Here is a 14,868-nt window from a genome sequence, read left to right as displayed (position 1 = left end):
CCTAGCGATTCGCCTCAAGGCGGGCCCTCCCCTCCGGGGGAGGGCTCCCCATGGGGATCATCGGAGAAGCTCGGTGATTCCCATGGGGAGCCTAACGGCTCGAGCAGGCTGTCAAGTGTGGCGCAGGGCGTGACGGAGGCCCCCTCACCCGAGCTCGCAACGGGGTGAGGGGGCTGCCCATCTGAGGAGCAGGAACCGCGCGCGGGCGCCAATGGGCGCCCTCCTCCCATCTGGGGCAAAATCCTCCGCACTATTCCCTCACGAGCGCTGCCGAGGCGGCTGGATGCCTCTGCGGACGGCTCGTCCGTTCGACATGGGGCAGAGGGACATTGGTGGCACAGCGGAAAGCGGCGCCCGGGTCTCCCCGGGCGCCGCCCTGCTGTGATCCGATGTGGCCCGGCCCGCCCGATACGGGCCGCCCTCCCCCTCGCCGTTGCGAGCAATGAGGGGGAGGGCACCGTCACGCCCTTCGCCGCGCTGACAGCCTGCTCGAGCCTTGCTCAGGCTCCCCATCGCGCTCTGGAATTGCCCCAGAGCGCGATGGGGAGCCCTCCCCCGGAGGGGAGGGCGGCCACCCGGGCTAGGCCTCGGGGAGCATGTAGTTCACGACCATGGACGCGCAGGTGCCGCGGTTCATGAGGGCGGCCGGGCTGACCCTGCCGTCGTTGCCCATGACCTTCTTGGACACGGCCCAGGCGACGCCCTGCTCGGCCCACTCGGTGACGCTGTCGGCGTCGGGCATCTCGGCGAGCGCGGCGGAGTTGTCCTTCGCCACGTCCTCGTCGCCGAGGACCTTCTCGGCGAAGTTGGCGAGCATGCAGGCGAACTCCTCGCGGGTGATCTTGCGCAGCGGCTGGAAGGTGCCATCGCCGTAGCCGTTGATCACGCCGTTCTGCTTGGCCCAGTAGACGGCCTCGGCGTAGAACTGCTTGCCGTCGACGTCGGAGAAGCCGGTGAGCCAGCCCTTGTTCTCGTCGTAGCTCTTGTCGGTCTCGTCCACGTCGGCGCCGCTCACGTTGTAGAGCACGCAGGCGACCTCGCCGCGGGTGAGCTCGGAGAGCGGGGAGAAGGTGCCGGACTGGGGGACGTAGCCAACCTGGTGAGTGGTGTCGTCGTAAACGGGCTCCGGCGCCGTGGTGCCGTTCATGTAGCCTGCCACGAGGGCCTTCTCGACGGGCTCGAAGTACCAGTCGGAGGGCTGGACGTCCTTGAAGGAGCCGCCCAGGGAGACGGTGAAGGGAACGGTGACGGACGTAGCGCCCTCGGGGAGGATGAAGTTGGAGGCGATGTCCTCGGGCACGGTGGCAGTGAGGCGGTACTGGCCGCCGATGAGGGTGATCTCGTCGTCGTCCAGGCCGACGGTGCCGACCTCCTTCCAGGTGCCCTCGTCATTGATCTCGACGACGACATCGACGACGTCGGGCAGGGCCTCGTCGCCGTAGACGAGCTCGAGGCTGGAGATTGCGGAGGTGGAGGTGCTCACGTCGTAGCCGCCGTCCTTGGCCGGGAGGTAGTTCTCGCCGGCGACGCCGTTCCACTTCTCGATGGCGCCGATCTCGAGCTTGGTGAGGTCGACCTTGCTGATGGTGACGGGCATCTCGGTGGTGCCGGAGAGCTTGTACCAGGAGCTCGTGACGACGAGCTTGTACTCGCCGGCGTCGACCGCCTCGTCGACGACCTCGTCGCCCTTGAGCAGCTCGACGGTGAAATCATCAGGCTTCTTGCCGTTGAAGGTCACCTCGAAATCGTTGGCCTCGAGGGGCACGCCGTCGTAGCCCTTCTCGTAGGAGGTGACGGCGACGTGGTCCTCGCCGGGCTCGACGGGCGGGTAGACGAAGACGGAGGTGTCCGCGTCGAGGGAGCCCTTGTAGATGGTCACGGTGACCGTGGCGGCGCCGGCGTAGTCGTTGCCATCCTCGTCGTCGGCCGTCACAACCAGCTTGTAGACGCCCGGGAGGCCCGCCTCGATGTCGGCCTTGGCGTCACCGGAGTAGGTGACGCTGCCGTCCTCGACCTTCTTGTCGTAGTCGACGTCGACGCTGACCTCGGTATCGGCAATCTCGGTCTTGCCGTTGAACGCCTCGATGTCGGAGACGTCGAACTCCTCGCCCTTGGAGGCGTCGAGCTCGTAGGAGTCCTCGAGCGAGGCGTTCTTGTAGGTGAAGGTCGCGATGTTCTCGACCTTGCGGCCGGGCCAGGTCTTAGTGGCGTCGGCAACCTGCCCGCCGATCTGGATGTTGGCACCGTCGGGCGTAGTCACCTTGAACTGGTAGGTCCCGGGGGTGCTGGTGGAAGTCGTCGGGGCGACGGAGACGAGGGACGGGTCGAGGAAGGTGGTGAACTTGCTCCCGTTGGCGCCGGCGTCCTCCCTGCTCACGGAGACGGGGGTCGCGTCGGGGCTCTCCTCGAACGGTGCGATGACGATGTCGGTGTTGACGTCGATCTTGAAGCGCCCCACCTCGACCGGGCAGCTGGTCTCGCTGCCGGCGTACTTGCCCTCGCCCTTGAGGGTCGCGACGTAGGTGCCGGCGTCGGTGACGGAGTCGACGGCCTTGCCGCCCTTGGTGTAGGTGACCGTGTAGTCCTTGCCCTCCTCGAGTACGTCGTACGGGCTGTTGGCCGTCTTGAAGTCGACGTCGAGGGCGGAGCCGGTGTAGATGAAGGTCATGTCGGCCTTCTCGCCGTTCTCGAAGGCGACGACCTGCGGGAGGTCGATGCCCTTGACGACGAAGTTGGACTTGAAGGTCTGGCCGGCGTAGGGGCTGCCCGCGAGGCCGGTGACGGTGATGACGTACTCGCCGGCGTCGTCGACCTTGTTGCCGGAGAGGGCGGCGCCGGTGGCGTTGCCGTCCTCGTCGGCCCGGTAGACGCGGACACGGTAGTCCTTGAAGTTGGAGTCGTTGATGTCGACCTCATCGTTGGTGCCGGCGACCTGGATCTTGTCAACGGAGACGAGGTAGGGCATGTCGTCGGAGGCGGCCACCTCCCAGACCCCGTCCTCGTTCTCGTCGCACCGGATCGGGTCGTCGTAGGAGAGGTCCCCGTCCTCGTCGGCCATGAAGGTCGGCTTCGCGGTGCCCTTCTCGAGCTCCATGCCGCCCTCGCCGCCGGGCGCGAACATCAGGCTGACGTCAGCCCCGGTCGCCAGCGCGATCGCCGGGACCGCGCCGACGGAGAGGACGCCGACGAGCGCCGCGGTGACGACGCGGCGGGCCTTCCCCCCGTTGTTGGTGCAAGCTGTCATGTGTTGTCTCCTTTCAAAAGACAATCTAGAAACCTTGGACACAGGCGTCATTTTCCTACTTTGCCGCCTTGCTCGCAACTTTGAGACGGCAAAGCGTGCAGGCAATGAGTCTGCATCCTGCGTGGCATACTATCACTATCTTTCAGCACAGTCACGACTTTTTTCGTTACGTTTGAAAAAAGTCGCTGAAGGGTACGCCGCCCTTGATCATCATATTTTCTGTGCTCAGGGCCCATCTTGGGCCATTTAAGCTCCCCTAAGGCGTCTACCTGCGGCTTCGTTTGGTGTTATCAGGTTCCTATGTGAAGAGCCACGGCTATATTAGCGCATTTTCTATATTTGCCTAGTCCTTTTTCCGTAACAATTTTGAAATCTTGCGCCTTCAGGCGGCTGATTGTTTTGCCTCGATTTCCTCAGGTAATTGAAGTCGTGCGCGCGTGATCGCACGGAGCCGCTCGCCCTTCTCGCCCGCCTTGGCGCTCGTTAAGGTAGCTGCACTCCCCTGCCCCACCGACGCCGTTCTTTGGCCGCCGTACCCCGCTCTCTCGCTGCACGCTAATGGGGCCCGGCACCGTGCGCCGAGCCCCTCGCGTTCCTTTTTATATAGATGCGTTCCGCGCTCCCCCGCCCGCCCGGGCGCGACCCAGGCCACTCTAGGCGCTCTGGGCGGCTCTGAGGATGCTCTCCAGCGCCGCCTCGAGGTTGGCCTCCCGCTCGGGCGACCCTGCGTAGTAGAACTCCTCCAGCGGGCTCATGCCGGCCATCCACTCCCTGTGCTCGCGCTTGGCCGCGCGGATCTGCCTGAGGCGCTCCAGGGGCGAGGGCCTCTGCGGGCGGTAGGCGTCGAGCTCGGCCTGCGCCTGGCGGGCGCGGGCCTCCATCTCGTCCATGACCTCGCCGGTGGTCCCCCGGTCGCGGTGCCACTGCGCGAGCTCCGCGTACTGCTCGGCCCGCACGCGCACGACCTGGTCCACGTCCCAGACCTTGGTCAGCTGCGTGGGGTTGTCCCGGCGGACGATGAAGTGGAAGTCGTTGGTGAAGAGGGTCTTCTGGGAGCAGAAGACGCAGCGGTGGCGGAAGATGCTCTCCATCTCGGGGAAGCCGTTTGAGAAGCGGATGTGGTTGCGCTCGATGACGTCAGCGCGGTAGATGATCGTGGTGAACTCGTAGGGCAGGCTGAGAGAGGCGGCCCCATTGCCGGGGAACACGCCCTCGAGCGGCACCTTGCAGAGGTGACAGCCCGTGAGGCGCTCGTCGGCGTGCAGGCGCGAGGGGACGAGGGTCTCTATCCCCTTGTCGAAGAGCGTCTGGAGGGTCCGCTTGGTCTTCTCGGTGTAAAAGCCGGGCACCAGGACGTCGTCATCGTCCAGGAAGATGAGGCAGGTGCCCCTGACCAGGGGAAAGCCCTCGTTGCGGTTGCGGCCGATGCCGTAGTTGGGGTGGCTCTCCACGCGCACGCGCGGGTCGCGCGCCTCGAAGGAGCGGGCGATCTGGGGGGTCTTGTCGGTGGAGCCGTCGTTTAGGACGAGCAGCTCGAGGTCCCGGCAGGGCTGGCCCAGGACGGACTCGATGGCGTCCGCCACGTACTTCTCGCCGTTGTAGACGGGAAGCATGACGGTGAGGAAGGGCTTGTCTGGCATGGGGACCTCCGCTGCGGACGCGTGGGCTGGCTGTGGAGAGTATATCCGCTGCGGGGGCCGGGCGCCGGCGGCGGGGCGGGACGGGGGCCGCCGTCCGCCGCCGGCGCCTCGCTCCCCTACCCCAGCTCGCCGGCGGCCAGCAGGTCGCGGACCTCGGCGAGGTCGGCGCAGACGCGGGCGCAGAGGGCCCGGAGCTCGTCTGTGGGCTGGATGAGGTCGGGCACCATCACGGTGACAAAGCCGCCCGCGCTCGCGGCGCGCACGCCGGAGGGGCTGTCCTCGAGCACGAGGGTGCGCGCGGGGTCGGCGCCCAGGCGCTCGGCCGCGCCGAGGAAGATGTCTGGGGCGGGCTTGGAGGGATAGCCGTCGTCGCCGGTCACCACGGCGCCAAAGCGCTCCGTCACGCCGGCGTGGCGCAGGTTGGCCTCCACGACGCGCCGCTCGGAGGAGGAGGCCACGGCGCAGGGCACGCCCGCGTCCGAAAGCCACGCGAGCAGCTCGTCGAGGCCGGGCTTCTTGGGGGCGCCGGAGGCGATGAACTTCTCGGCGCCCACCTCGTAGTGGTCGTCGAGGGCGCGCTGGGCGTCGGGGTTGCCGTCGTAGGCCTCGGCCACCATGCGGGAGATGCGCTCGTAGGAGCTGCCCACGCAGGCCTCGACGAGGCCGGGGACCACCGTGAGCCCGTAGCGGGCGAAGGCAGGCGGCCAGGCGGAGGCCCAGATGGGCTCGGTGTCCACCATGAGGCCGTCCATGTCAAAGATCGCGGCTTGGAGCATGTCCCCTCCCTGGGAGCGGGACGCCGCGCGTCAGACGGGCAGGGAGTCGGAGTCGACGGTCTGGTACTCGACGAGGTTGCCGGGGAAGCGCGACACCAGGTACTCGAAGGGGCGACCGTCGTCCAGGTAGCCGACCTGCTCGATCTCGAGCAGGGGGCTTCCGGGCGCCACGCCCAGAATCTCGCACTCCTGCTCGGTGGCCGTCACGGCGCGCAGCGTCTTGTGATAGCTGTCGGGCGTGACCTCGTAGTTCTCGGCAATCCAGGGGCGGACGCTCGTCTCGGCAGCGGTGAGGCGGATGTCTCGGAAGATCTCCACCGGGTAGTAGAGGTACTGCATGTCGAGCGGGGCGCCCTGGTGCAGGTGGGAGCGGACGATGTAGAAGGCGAAGCTGAACTCGTGGAGGCCGAGCTCGTGGCGGACGTGCTCGTCGGGCTTGAGCACGGTGAACTCGTGCACCGCGCACTCGGGGTTCTCGCCGAGGTCAAGGTCGATGTCGTCGGCGAGGGAGACCGTGTTGAGGGGCTTTGCAAACGACGGCGTGGCGACCTTCTTGACGTAGACGCCCGAGCCGCGCTTGCGCGAGACGAGGCCGCGCTTCTCGAGCTCGTCCATCGCCTGCTCGATGGTCGTGCGGCTCACGTGGTACTTCTTCGTGAGCTCCACGACCGTGGGCAGCTGGTCGAAGGGCATGAGCTCCCCGCGCTTGATCGACTCCTCGATCTCTTTGACGATAGCCTTGTACTTTGGCACGTGAACTTCCTCGAACCCGACGTCGCGCGCGACATCATCCTCTCGCTGCCCGCGCGCGGGCCCCGGGCTTTGCGGGGCCCGCGACAGGCAAGACGCTAGTATACCGTGGAACTAGCCGGGAACCAAAGTCACCTCAAGGTTGTTAGGCGAGCGCCTTAGACGAGCGCCTTGACCTTGTTCATGAGGGTGACGACGTCCTCGGGGCGCGTGTTGCCCGTGGCCTTGTCCACGATGGAGCTGTAGACGTGCGGGATGACCTTGGGCACGCCGGCGTCGAGGATGATCTTCATGATCTCGTCGAAGTTGTCGAGGTCGATGCCGCCCGTGGGCTCGAGGATGAAGTCGTTGCGGCCGCAGGCCTCGGCGACAGCCTTGAGCTCGTCGGCCACCTTGAGGCCGCCCATCGGGAAGAACTTGAGGGAGTCGGCGCCCATCTCCTTGGCCATGGCGATGACGGTGTCGGCGTCGACGAGCGCGGGCTTCTCGCAGTCCTTGGACAGCGGGCCCGTGGAGACCTTGACCAGGCCCGGGGTGCCGGAGGGGGCGACCATCGCGTTGACGTGGCACGGGGCCCCGTCGAGGTTGGCGCGGGTCCAGCCCACGGCGCAGAAGGCCTGGTTGAAGTGGTTGGCCTTCACGTACTTGGCCACCTCGGCCACGGCGCGCCACTGGTTGGGGTTGCCGCCGCCCAGGCCGACGGACAGGTTGCCCTCGAGGACCTCCATGTAGCGGTTGGCGTCCTCGACGTAGGCCTCGACGGTGGGATAGTCGGCCGTGAGGACGCCCACGGCGACGTGGCCCTCGGCGGCCTCGTAGACCTCGCGGGCGTTGTCGAGCGAGCCGCCCAGGACGTTGAGGACCACGCGGTCGTTGTAGAAGTTCATGCCCATTGATTAACCCTCCATAATCTCTTGCAGACGCTTGACGATGAGCTCCTTGTCGCCTTCGTTGAGCGGGCGCGGGTCAAAGTCGACCTTGCCGAGGTTCAAGAACTCGGTGCGGGCCCAGACGATGGGGTCGCCGGAGCGCAGCTGCTCGTTGACCTTCTCCATCGTGAGGCCCTCGGGCTGGGTGCCGTCGAAGGTGACGCGGCAGCGGTAGATGGCGCGGCCCGCCTCGTCCTGGATCTTCTCGGCGGCAAGCCCCGGGATGCGGGAGATCTGGTCGACGAGGTAGTCGACCTTGGCCACGTTGGCGGCGACCTCGGCGGCGTGGTCGCGCTCGTCGTACTGGTCGAGCGCGGCGAGAAGGCCCATGATCTGCTCCTTGCCGACCTTCATCGCGCGGCCGATGCCGTGGTACTGCGGCTGGACGTACTGGACGTACTCGCGCTTGCCGGTGACAAATCCCGACGTGGTGGCCTCGAGCGCCTTGGCGCCCGAGTAGCAGACGATGTCGGCGCCCATGGCGATGTACTTGCGGAAGTCCTCCTCCGCGGCGCAGTCCATCATGAAGGGCAGGCCGTGGGCGTGCGCGATGTCGCGCATGGTCTCGATGTCGACCATGCCCTTCTGCACGCAGTGGTGGCTCTTGACGTAGAGCAGCGCCACGGTCTTTTCGGTGATGCCCTCCTCGATGTCCTCGGGGTGCACCTCGTTGGCCTGGCCCACCTCGACCGGAACGCCACCGCCCAGGCGGATCATCGTGGGGATGGGCGCGCCGTAGTTGATCGAGTGGCCCTTCTGCAGGACGATCTCGTTGTTGAGGCCCGAGGAGTCGGGCAGGCGCATCATGTCGGTGTAGCGGCCCTTGGTCACGAGTCCCGCCACGGTGAGCGCGATGGCGGCGGATGCGCAGGGCGCCACGCAGCTCATCTCGGCGCCGGTGTGCTCCGAGATGAGCTCGCCGGCGCGGGTCATGAGGTCCTCGATCACCACATAGGACTGGCCGCCCTCCACGGCGGCGCGCGCGACGCGCTCGCTGAACGTGGAGACGCCCAGCACCGTCACGCGACCGGAGGCGTTGACGACCCGCTTGAGCCCGATTTCCTGGTAGATGCTCACGTATGCCCCCTCTCTGTACAGGTGCCGGCGCCGCGGCCAGTGAACGCGGCGCCGGCGGGGATGTTGGCGTCTTCGACTAGAGGATGCCGAGGACGGCGCAGATGACGCTGATGAGAACGATGGCGATCAGGATGACGTTGTAGCGCGGGCCCTTCTTCTGCATGTAGAAGTAGATGGCGAAGACCGCGATCAGCGGCAGGATGCCGGGGGCGATGGAGTCCAGGATGGACTGGATGCCGATGACGTTGCCGGCGCCCATCGTGATCTCGAGCGGGCTGGAGATCGTGATGTAGGAGCTGGACAGCGCACCCATCATGATGAGGCCGAGGACGTTGGCCGCGAAGATGATGGACTGCATCACGCCGGACTGCAGCAGGCCGGTGATGGACTCACGGCCGAGCTTGTAGCCGCGCTGGGTCATGAAGTACTGGATGGCGATGGAGACGCCGGGCCACAGGATCAGCGGGGCGATGCCGCCGAGGGCGTTGCCCTGCTCGGCGAACGGGATGAACATGCCGTAGATGATCGGCATGACCACGGCCCAGACGATGGCGTCGCCCATGCCGGCGATCGGGCCCATGAGGCCGGTCTTGATGGAGGTGATGGCGGAGCCGGGGAGGTTCTTCTCGGTGGCCTTCTCCTCCTCCATGGCGATGGTGATGCCCTGGATGATGCCGCCGAGGGAGCCCTCGGTGTTGAAGAAGGCGAGGTGACGCTTGAGGGCGTCGGCCAGGTCCTCCTTGGCCGGGTAGAGCTTCTTGAGCGTCGGGATCATGGACGCGCAGAAGACCAGGCTCTGGAGACGCTCGTAGGAGTTGGAGAGCTCGCAGCCGAAGTAGTAGATCCAGAAGGACTTGGTGACGTCCTTCTTGGTGATGATGCCGCTCTTGGCGCTCTCCTTGGCCTCGGCGCTGTTCGAGGAGATCTGAGCGTTGACGGTGTCCGGGTAGAGGATCATGCGCAGGACGAGGGCGATAATCAGGCCGAAGATGGCCATGCCCATGACGGGGATCTGGAGATAGGCAACGGCGAAGTAGCCGAGGAAGAAGAACGGGATGAGCTCCTTCTTGCCGATGACCATGATCGTGAGGGCGAAGCCGAGCGCGGGCAGGATGCCGCCCATGACCTCGAAGGAGTGGATCAGCACCTCGGGCAGGGCCGCGATGAGGGCATTGGCCCACTCAGCGCCAAACAGGTCGATGACGAAGACGAACGGGAAGCGGATCAAAAAGCCCATGAGGGCCGGGAACACGAACGCGCAGCGCATGATGCCGCCGGTGTTGGCGTCCTCCGCGTACTTGTCGGCCATGTGGACCCAGATGGCGTTAGTGGTGCGGCGCAGCTGGTCCACGAAGACGCCGATGACGCCAAACGGGACGGCCAGGGCCACGGCGAGCTCGGGGCTCATGTTGGACATGACGCCGAGCGGGATGGCGATGACGCCGGCCAGGCACGGGTCGTTGGGGACGTTGCCGCCGGGCGTCGAGGTGACGCCGAGGTAGACGAGCTGGAGGGCTGCACCGATCTGCATCGAGAGCACCATCTCGCCGGTCAGAAGGCCAACGAACACGCCGATCGTGGCCGGCTGGAGCAGGGCGCTGGAGAGGGTGTAGCCAAAGCGCAGACGGGCAAACCAGTAGTAGATGCCCATCGCGATTGCGATGCCCATAGTACCCATAGGTACCTCCTAAGGGACGAAACTAACACGGGTGTGCGACGCGAGGTCGCGCGGGGTTTGCGGCGCGGGGGGGGGGGGATGGCGGCGCGGGGGGCGGGGCGGGGCGGCTTTGGGCCCCCCGGGCCTAGCCGCGGTACTTCTTCAGGATGGAGTCGACGTCCTGCGGGGCGTCCTCGGGGATCGTCTGGAACACGATCTTGACGCCGTCGGCCGCGAGCTCGTCGAGAATGGCCGCGTCGGCGTCGTCGAGGGTGATGTTCTGGAAGACGACCTTGCGCTCCGGGCCGCCGCCCAGTCCGCCGACCTGCACGGACGTGACCTTGACGCCCTGGTCGTAGACGCTCTTGAGGGCCTTGAGGCTCGGGAGCAGCAGCAGCACGTTGCCGGCGCCAAAGACGTCGGCGGCGTAGCTCTCGGCGGCCTGGGCCTCGGAGAGGCAGACGACCTCGACGCCGGTGGGCGCGGACATGAGGTAGATGCTCCTCATGAACTCATCGGCGGCCAGCTCGTCGCTCACGATGACGATCTTGTTGGCCTGGACCTGGTTGACCCACTTGGTCATGACCTGCCCGTGGATGAGACGAGAGTCTACGCGCGTCAGAACAATGTTTCCCATCTTTTCCTCCTTTCCACCTAGCTCATGTTTGCCTTGACTTCTGCCACAACATCCTTGCAGGCACTGGCTCCTGCAGCGAGGATCGTGTCAAAGTCGAGCTTGCCGTCACCCTGAAGCTCGACGCAGGCCTCAAGCAGCATGGGCGCGTTGAGGCCGCAGAAGACCTTGATGCCGGTCTGGTTGCCGATGGCGGCCGCCACGTTGGAGGGCGTGCCGCCAAACAGATCGGTGATGATGAGGGAGTCGGGAGAGATGGTGTCCACGTACTCGCGGACCATGCCCATGTACTCGGGCAGCGTGTAGGAGGGCTTGAGGGCGATCTCGTGGACGCAGTCGATGGCGCCGAGGATCATCTTGAGGCTCTCCGTGAGCGCCTCCCCCCAGCCGCCGTGAGTGAGCAGCAGAATCTTGGTGGGCTTGTCGGCCATGGCTGGAACCTCCTCCGATAGGGCTGCCCGCGCTTCTCGCGGGCACACTGGCAAATTCGGAAAACCAGACGTCTGGCAGGCGCTCATTTGTGGGGCGCCAAGGAGCCTTTGGAGCGATTCTATGGCAATGCGCCAGCAGACGTCGAATTGAATTGGGCGAGCGGGCAGGTATCAGTAGCAGGCGATTCTCTTTTTGTTCTGGGATGAATCTATGTGATGTGGTACCGCTTGTCAAATCATACCGGAACGATTTTTCAAGTGGTACCAAACGGTTTTCAGGCATGCGGAAATGCTGGTAGATGTGGGTGTTTTGGGGAGAATTGACGTGCGGGAAGCTGAAAGCGAGTCGGGGACGATTGCCGCGAGCGGCTTGGATTTGTCCGCGAGCGGTTACGGAGGTGGCGGGAGCGGGGCGATGGTGCTTCTCGGCAGGGGCTGAGCCGGGGCGGGGCGATTTTGGACGTTTACACGATGACGTCCCGCGACGGGTGCCATACGCTGCGGCCACCACAGACGAAAGGGGAACGCCATGACCAACAAGCAGATCGTCCTGGACTTCTACGAGCGCGTCTAGGCGGGGGCGCCCTGGGCGGGCCGACCGCGCGAGCGAGGTTGCGGCAAGACGAAAAAGCCCGGAGGCCGCATGACCTCCGGGCTGACTTTGTATGGTCGCGGGGGCAGGATTTGAACCTACGACCTTCGGGTTATGAGCCCGACGAGCTACCAGACTGCTCCACCCCGCAATGGGTGCACCTCGTGTGTGCAAGAAATAACTATACCGACTAGCACCCTTGTGTGCAACAGCAGACTCGAATATGTACGCATCTCCACAACTCGCTCGGGCCGAAGCCCGCGTGACGGACGCCGGGGGTGCCTGTCGCGCGCTACGCGGATGCGGCGGCGCTCGCCCGCGGCGTGAACGCGCGGAGCATGAGGCGCGCGGCCTCGAGCACGCCCTCCTCCGTCAGGCGGTAGACGTTGGCGAGCTGGCCGCCGTCAGGGGCATGGCGCTGGGAGGCGCTGACCAGCCCACGCCGGCGCAGCAGCGTCATGGCATAGTCCGTCGTGTTGGGGCTGAGCCCCAGCGCCCCGGCGACCTCCCCCTTGCTCACGATCGAGCCATCGCCGTCCCCGCCGGTTTGGGCAAGGTAGATCAGCACCCGCTCCCAGGCGTAGGTGTGCCGGCCGTCAATGACGTCGGGGAGGATGCTCCCCTGCACGGCGGGGACCTTCTCTGCCACGGCTCCAACCTCCTTAGGCCAAGAGCGACCACGGCGAGGAGACACGAACTGAGACGCCATCCCCCGGGCGAGCGAACGGCTCGAGCGCCTGGGGGAGCAAGCATGTCCCAAGTTGCTCATTCGAGTGTCCTCGCGAGATTACCTGACAACTCGCAAGTCAAATTGAGTATACCCCCCTAGCCATTTTTCAAGCGGTTGAACTGGTATTTCAGTGTTCTTAAGTAATTTCCGCGTGGGGGGTATTCATTTGTTGCGCCGCCATAGCCCTCGCTCGCGTCAATTGTTGTCCGGTCGGGGTATATACTCGAACACAGGTTCGTATCCAACGCGCGGGAAGGGGGCGGCATGTCCCGGCTGCTCGGCGGCACCAACGGCATACCCGGCTACGACGAGCGCACCTACGTCTGCGTGAGGTCGGTGACCGAGGCGGACGGCCACACGCGCCCGCTCGAGATCTCGTGGGCGGACGGGCGCAGCTTCCCCATCGTCGCAAGCACGCTCACGCGCGTGGTCGGGCGCTGGGAGCTCGGGACCGTCATCATGGTCTGGGACGTTGAGCTGCGGCTTCGCGCGCGCCGGCGGCTCTTCTGGGAGCGCGGGCGCTGGTTCGTGCCCAGCCGCAGCATAGACCGCAACGGCGAGCGGGCGCCGGGCGAGCCGTGAGGGCCGCTCTTCTCGCCTGCCGCTGCGCGTCCGCAGTTGCGCGCGGCGCCTAGTTGGACTGCGTGGGCAGGTACGGGTGCATCGCCTGGGCCAGGTTTGCGAGGTTGCGCGTCTGGATGTACACACGGCCGCTGCCGACGAAGGTGTTCACCAGGCCCTCTCCCGTCGTGAAGCCGAGCATGCCGCTCGCGACCTCGATGCGGTAGTCAAGGGCGGCGTCCCACGCCACCACGTGCTCGTTGTCCACGACCAGTGGCTCGTCGGGCGTGACGTCGAGCACCAGGACGTCGCCAAACGCGGAGACCAAAAGCGAGCCCGCACCGTGCACCTCCATCACGAAGAGGCCTCCCGTGTTGCCGAAGAGCGCCTTGGAGACGCCCTGGCTCACCATCGTGTAGTCCACGCCCTCGTCGCAGGCGAGAAACGCCCCGGTGTTCAGGCGGTACTGGTGAGCGTCATCAATCGCGAGCTCCATGATCTTGCCGGGGATGGGCGGGGCGATGGCGATCTCGCCGTCTGCGGAGGTGCCGGTGGCCGTGGTGATGAACATGGACTCGCCGCTCGTGATGCTGCGACCGATGGCGCTGAACACGCCGCCGAGGCCCTTCTTCTTGGTGTTGAGCCCGCCCGTGATCTCGACCCCGCGGGAGTACACCATGCTTCCACTCTCGGTCCGCACGGACTCGCCCTGCGCGAGCGCGATGCGGGCGATGGGGCAATCGGAGTCGCCGGTCAGAACGAATCTCATGATGGTTCCCTTCTCGAGCTGGGAGGCACGTCCTTCTCGCCCAGTATAGCGTGCGGGTCCGCGTCGCCGAGCCGCCCGTTCGCCGACGCGGCGCCCCTCCCCCGCCTGCCTCGCGCTACGATGGCACCGCAGAACCCGTGACAGGAGGAGACATGACCAGGCTCGCCGTTTTTGACGTGGGCGGAACCGCCATCAAGTACTGCGCGATGGAGGGCACCGACATCCAGCTCCAAGGGGAGGTCCCCACGCCGGACCCCGAGTCCGAGGACCAGGGCCCCTTCCTCGAGGCCCTCGAGGGCGTGCTTGCGCAGTTGGGGCCCGTTGAGGGTATCGCGCTCTCCATGCCCGGCGTGATCGACGTCGACCGCAAGTACCTCCACACCGGCGGCGCGCTCAAGTACAACTTCAACGCGGACGTCACCGCGTGGGAGAAGCGCTTTGGCCTACCCGTCGAGGTGGAAAACGACGCCCGCTGCTCCACGATGGCCGAGCTCGCCGTGGGCAACCTGCAGGGCGTCCGGTCCGGCGTGGTGCTCACCTTTGGGACGGGCATCGGCGGCGGCACGGTGATCAACGGAGAGCTCTACAAGGGCGCGCACCTCTACTCCGGCGAGGCCTCGATGATGTACTCCAAGCTCCCGCGCAAAGACAGCGAGCTGCGCGACGACGGCGCCTGGTCGACGGAGTGCTCCACGTTTGGCATGTGTCGGCGCCTGGCCGAGGCCAAGGGCATCGAGCGCTGCGACGGGCGACAGCTCTTCACCTGGCTCGAGGAGGGCGACGAGGTCACCGCGCGCGTGTTTAGCGACGTGTGCGACGGCATCGCGATGCAGATTCACAACATCCAGTGCTGGCTCGATCCGGAGCGCATCTGCCTGGGCGGCGGCATCAGCAAAAACCCGCTCTTCATCGAGGGCGTGCGGGATGCTCATCGCCGCTTCAACGCGGAGCTGCTCTACGACTTCCCCGAGGTTGAGATCGTGACCTGCCGCTTCTTCAACGACGCCAACCTCATCGGCGCGTACCAGCACTTCCTCCGCATGCGCGAGAAGCGGTCCGCGGCAGAAAACCTCTAGGT

Annotated in this window: 13 protein-coding genes and 1 tRNA gene; 2 read left to right on the top strand and 12 right to left on the bottom strand. The window is 66.0% G+C overall.

What is annotated here, in order from left to right:
- Nucleotides 1-580: 580 nt before the first annotated feature.
- The 11 genes from NW198_RS07670 to NW198_RS07620 all read right to left on the bottom strand — a co-directional run bounded on the left by NW198_RS07670 (nucleotide 581) and on the right by NW198_RS07620 (nucleotide 12,379).
- The gene (locus NW198_RS07670; RefSeq protein ID WP_258340640.1) at nucleotides 581-3,244 is read right to left on the bottom strand and encodes an S-layer homology domain-containing protein; all 2,664 of its coding nucleotides are present in this window, start codon (nucleotides 3,242-3,244) and stop codon (nucleotides 581-583) included.
- 653 nt (nucleotides 3,245-3,897) lie between these two features.
- Nucleotides 3,898-4,884: a glycosyltransferase family 2 protein gene (locus NW198_RS07665; protein WP_258340639.1), complete on the bottom strand. Its 987-nt coding sequence runs from the start codon at nucleotides 4,882-4,884 to the stop codon at nucleotides 3,898-3,900.
- Nucleotides 4,885-5,000: 116 nt separating this feature from the next.
- Nucleotides 5,001-5,660 (bottom strand): HAD family phosphatase, encoded by a 660-nt coding sequence (locus tag NW198_RS07660; protein ID WP_258340638.1) that lies wholly within the window; start codon nucleotides 5,658-5,660, stop codon nucleotides 5,001-5,003.
- 30 nt (nucleotides 5,661-5,690) lie between these two features.
- Nucleotides 5,691-6,413 carry a GntR family transcriptional regulator gene (locus tag NW198_RS07655; protein ID WP_258340637.1) on the bottom strand — a complete coding sequence of 241 codons (723 nt, stop codon included), beginning with the start codon at nucleotides 6,411-6,413 and terminating at the stop codon, nucleotides 5,691-5,693.
- A 155-nt stretch (nucleotides 6,414-6,568) separates the two neighbouring features.
- On the bottom strand, nucleotides 6,569-7,303 hold the full coding sequence (locus tag NW198_RS07650) for a KDGP aldolase (RefSeq protein WP_258340636.1): 735 nt from the start codon (nucleotides 7,301-7,303) through the stop codon (nucleotides 6,569-6,571).
- Nucleotides 7,304-7,306: 3 nt separating this feature from the next.
- The gene (locus tag NW198_RS07645) at nucleotides 7,307-8,416 is read right to left on the bottom strand and encodes a DgaE family pyridoxal phosphate-dependent ammonia lyase (RefSeq protein WP_087314320.1); all 1,110 of its coding nucleotides are present in this window, start codon (nucleotides 8,414-8,416) and stop codon (nucleotides 7,307-7,309) included.
- 76 nt (nucleotides 8,417-8,492) lie between these two features.
- Nucleotides 8,493-10,094 (bottom strand): PTS system mannose/fructose/sorbose family transporter subunit IID, encoded by a 1,602-nt coding sequence (locus NW198_RS07640; protein WP_258340635.1) that lies wholly within the window; start codon nucleotides 10,092-10,094, stop codon nucleotides 8,493-8,495.
- Nucleotides 10,095-10,218: 124 nt separating this feature from the next.
- Nucleotides 10,219-10,710, bottom strand: coding sequence for a PTS sugar transporter subunit IIB (locus NW198_RS07635; RefSeq protein ID WP_258340634.1), 492 nt, complete (start codon nucleotides 10,708-10,710; stop codon nucleotides 10,219-10,221).
- Between the two features lie 17 nt (nucleotides 10,711-10,727).
- On the bottom strand, nucleotides 10,728-11,138 hold the full coding sequence (locus NW198_RS07630; protein ID WP_087314324.1) for a PTS sugar transporter subunit IIA: 411 nt from the start codon (nucleotides 11,136-11,138) through the stop codon (nucleotides 10,728-10,730).
- 666 nt (nucleotides 11,139-11,804) lie between these two features.
- Nucleotides 11,805-11,881: transfer RNA gene (locus tag NW198_RS07625), tRNA-Met, on the bottom strand.
- Nucleotides 11,882-12,022: 141 nt separating this feature from the next.
- Nucleotides 12,023-12,379, bottom strand: coding sequence for a MarR family transcriptional regulator (locus tag NW198_RS07620; RefSeq protein ID WP_258340633.1), 357 nt, complete (start codon nucleotides 12,377-12,379; stop codon nucleotides 12,023-12,025).
- 345 nt (nucleotides 12,380-12,724) lie between these two features.
- On the opposite strand from NW198_RS07620, the gene NW198_RS07615 reads away from it, so the two are divergent.
- The gene (locus tag NW198_RS07615) at nucleotides 12,725-13,042 is read left to right on the top strand and encodes a hypothetical protein (protein WP_087314328.1); all 318 of its coding nucleotides are present in this window, start codon (nucleotides 12,725-12,727) and stop codon (nucleotides 13,040-13,042) included.
- Between the two features lie 49 nt (nucleotides 13,043-13,091).
- Here NW198_RS07615 and NW198_RS07610 read toward each other — a convergent pair whose 3' ends face one another.
- Nucleotides 13,092-13,790 carry a TIGR00266 family protein gene (locus NW198_RS07610; protein WP_087314330.1) on the bottom strand — a complete coding sequence of 233 codons (699 nt, stop codon included), beginning with the start codon at nucleotides 13,788-13,790 and terminating at the stop codon, nucleotides 13,092-13,094.
- A 152-nt stretch (nucleotides 13,791-13,942) separates the two neighbouring features.
- On the opposite strand from NW198_RS07610, the gene NW198_RS07605 reads away from it, so the two are divergent.
- Nucleotides 13,943-14,866, top strand: coding sequence for an ROK family protein (locus NW198_RS07605; protein WP_087314332.1), 924 nt, complete (start codon nucleotides 13,943-13,945; stop codon nucleotides 14,864-14,866).
- Nucleotides 14,867-14,868: the final 2 nt, after the last annotated feature.

This window comes from Thermophilibacter sp. ET337 (assembly GCF_024733715.1).
Lineage (GTDB): Bacteria > Actinomycetota > Coriobacteriia > Coriobacteriales > Atopobiaceae > Thermophilibacter.
This window is presented reverse-complemented; position numbering and strand designations above follow the sequence as displayed.

Coding starts and splice junctions, on each gene's coding strand:
- NW198_RS07605 (WP_087314332.1), top strand. CDS start 13,943: ATGACCAGGCTCGCCGTTTTTGACGTGGGCGGAACCGCCATCAAGTAC.
- NW198_RS07640 (WP_258340635.1), bottom strand. CDS start 10,094: ATGGGTACTATGGGCATCGCAATCGCGATGGGCATCTACTACTGGTTT.
- NW198_RS07610 (WP_087314330.1), bottom strand. CDS start 13,790: ATGAGATTCGTTCTGACCGGCGACTCCGATTGCCCCATCGCCCGCATC.
- NW198_RS07635 (WP_258340634.1), bottom strand. CDS start 10,710: ATGGGAAACATTGTTCTGACGCGCGTAGACTCTCGTCTCATCCACGGG.
- NW198_RS07650 (WP_258340636.1), bottom strand. CDS start 7,303: ATGGGCATGAACTTCTACAACGACCGCGTGGTCCTCAACGTCCTGGGC.
- NW198_RS07630 (WP_087314324.1), bottom strand. CDS start 11,138: ATGGCCGACAAGCCCACCAAGATTCTGCTGCTCACTCACGGCGGCTGG.
- NW198_RS07665 (WP_258340639.1), bottom strand. CDS start 4,884: ATGCCAGACAAGCCCTTCCTCACCGTCATGCTTCCCGTCTACAACGGC.
- NW198_RS07660 (WP_258340638.1), bottom strand. CDS start 5,660: ATGCTCCAAGCCGCGATCTTTGACATGGACGGCCTCATGGTGGACACC.
- NW198_RS07615 (WP_087314328.1), top strand. CDS start 12,725: ATGTCCCGGCTGCTCGGCGGCACCAACGGCATACCCGGCTACGACGAG.
- NW198_RS07670 (WP_258340640.1), bottom strand. CDS start 3,244: ATGACAGCTTGCACCAACAACGGGGGGAAGGCCCGCCGCGTCGTCACC.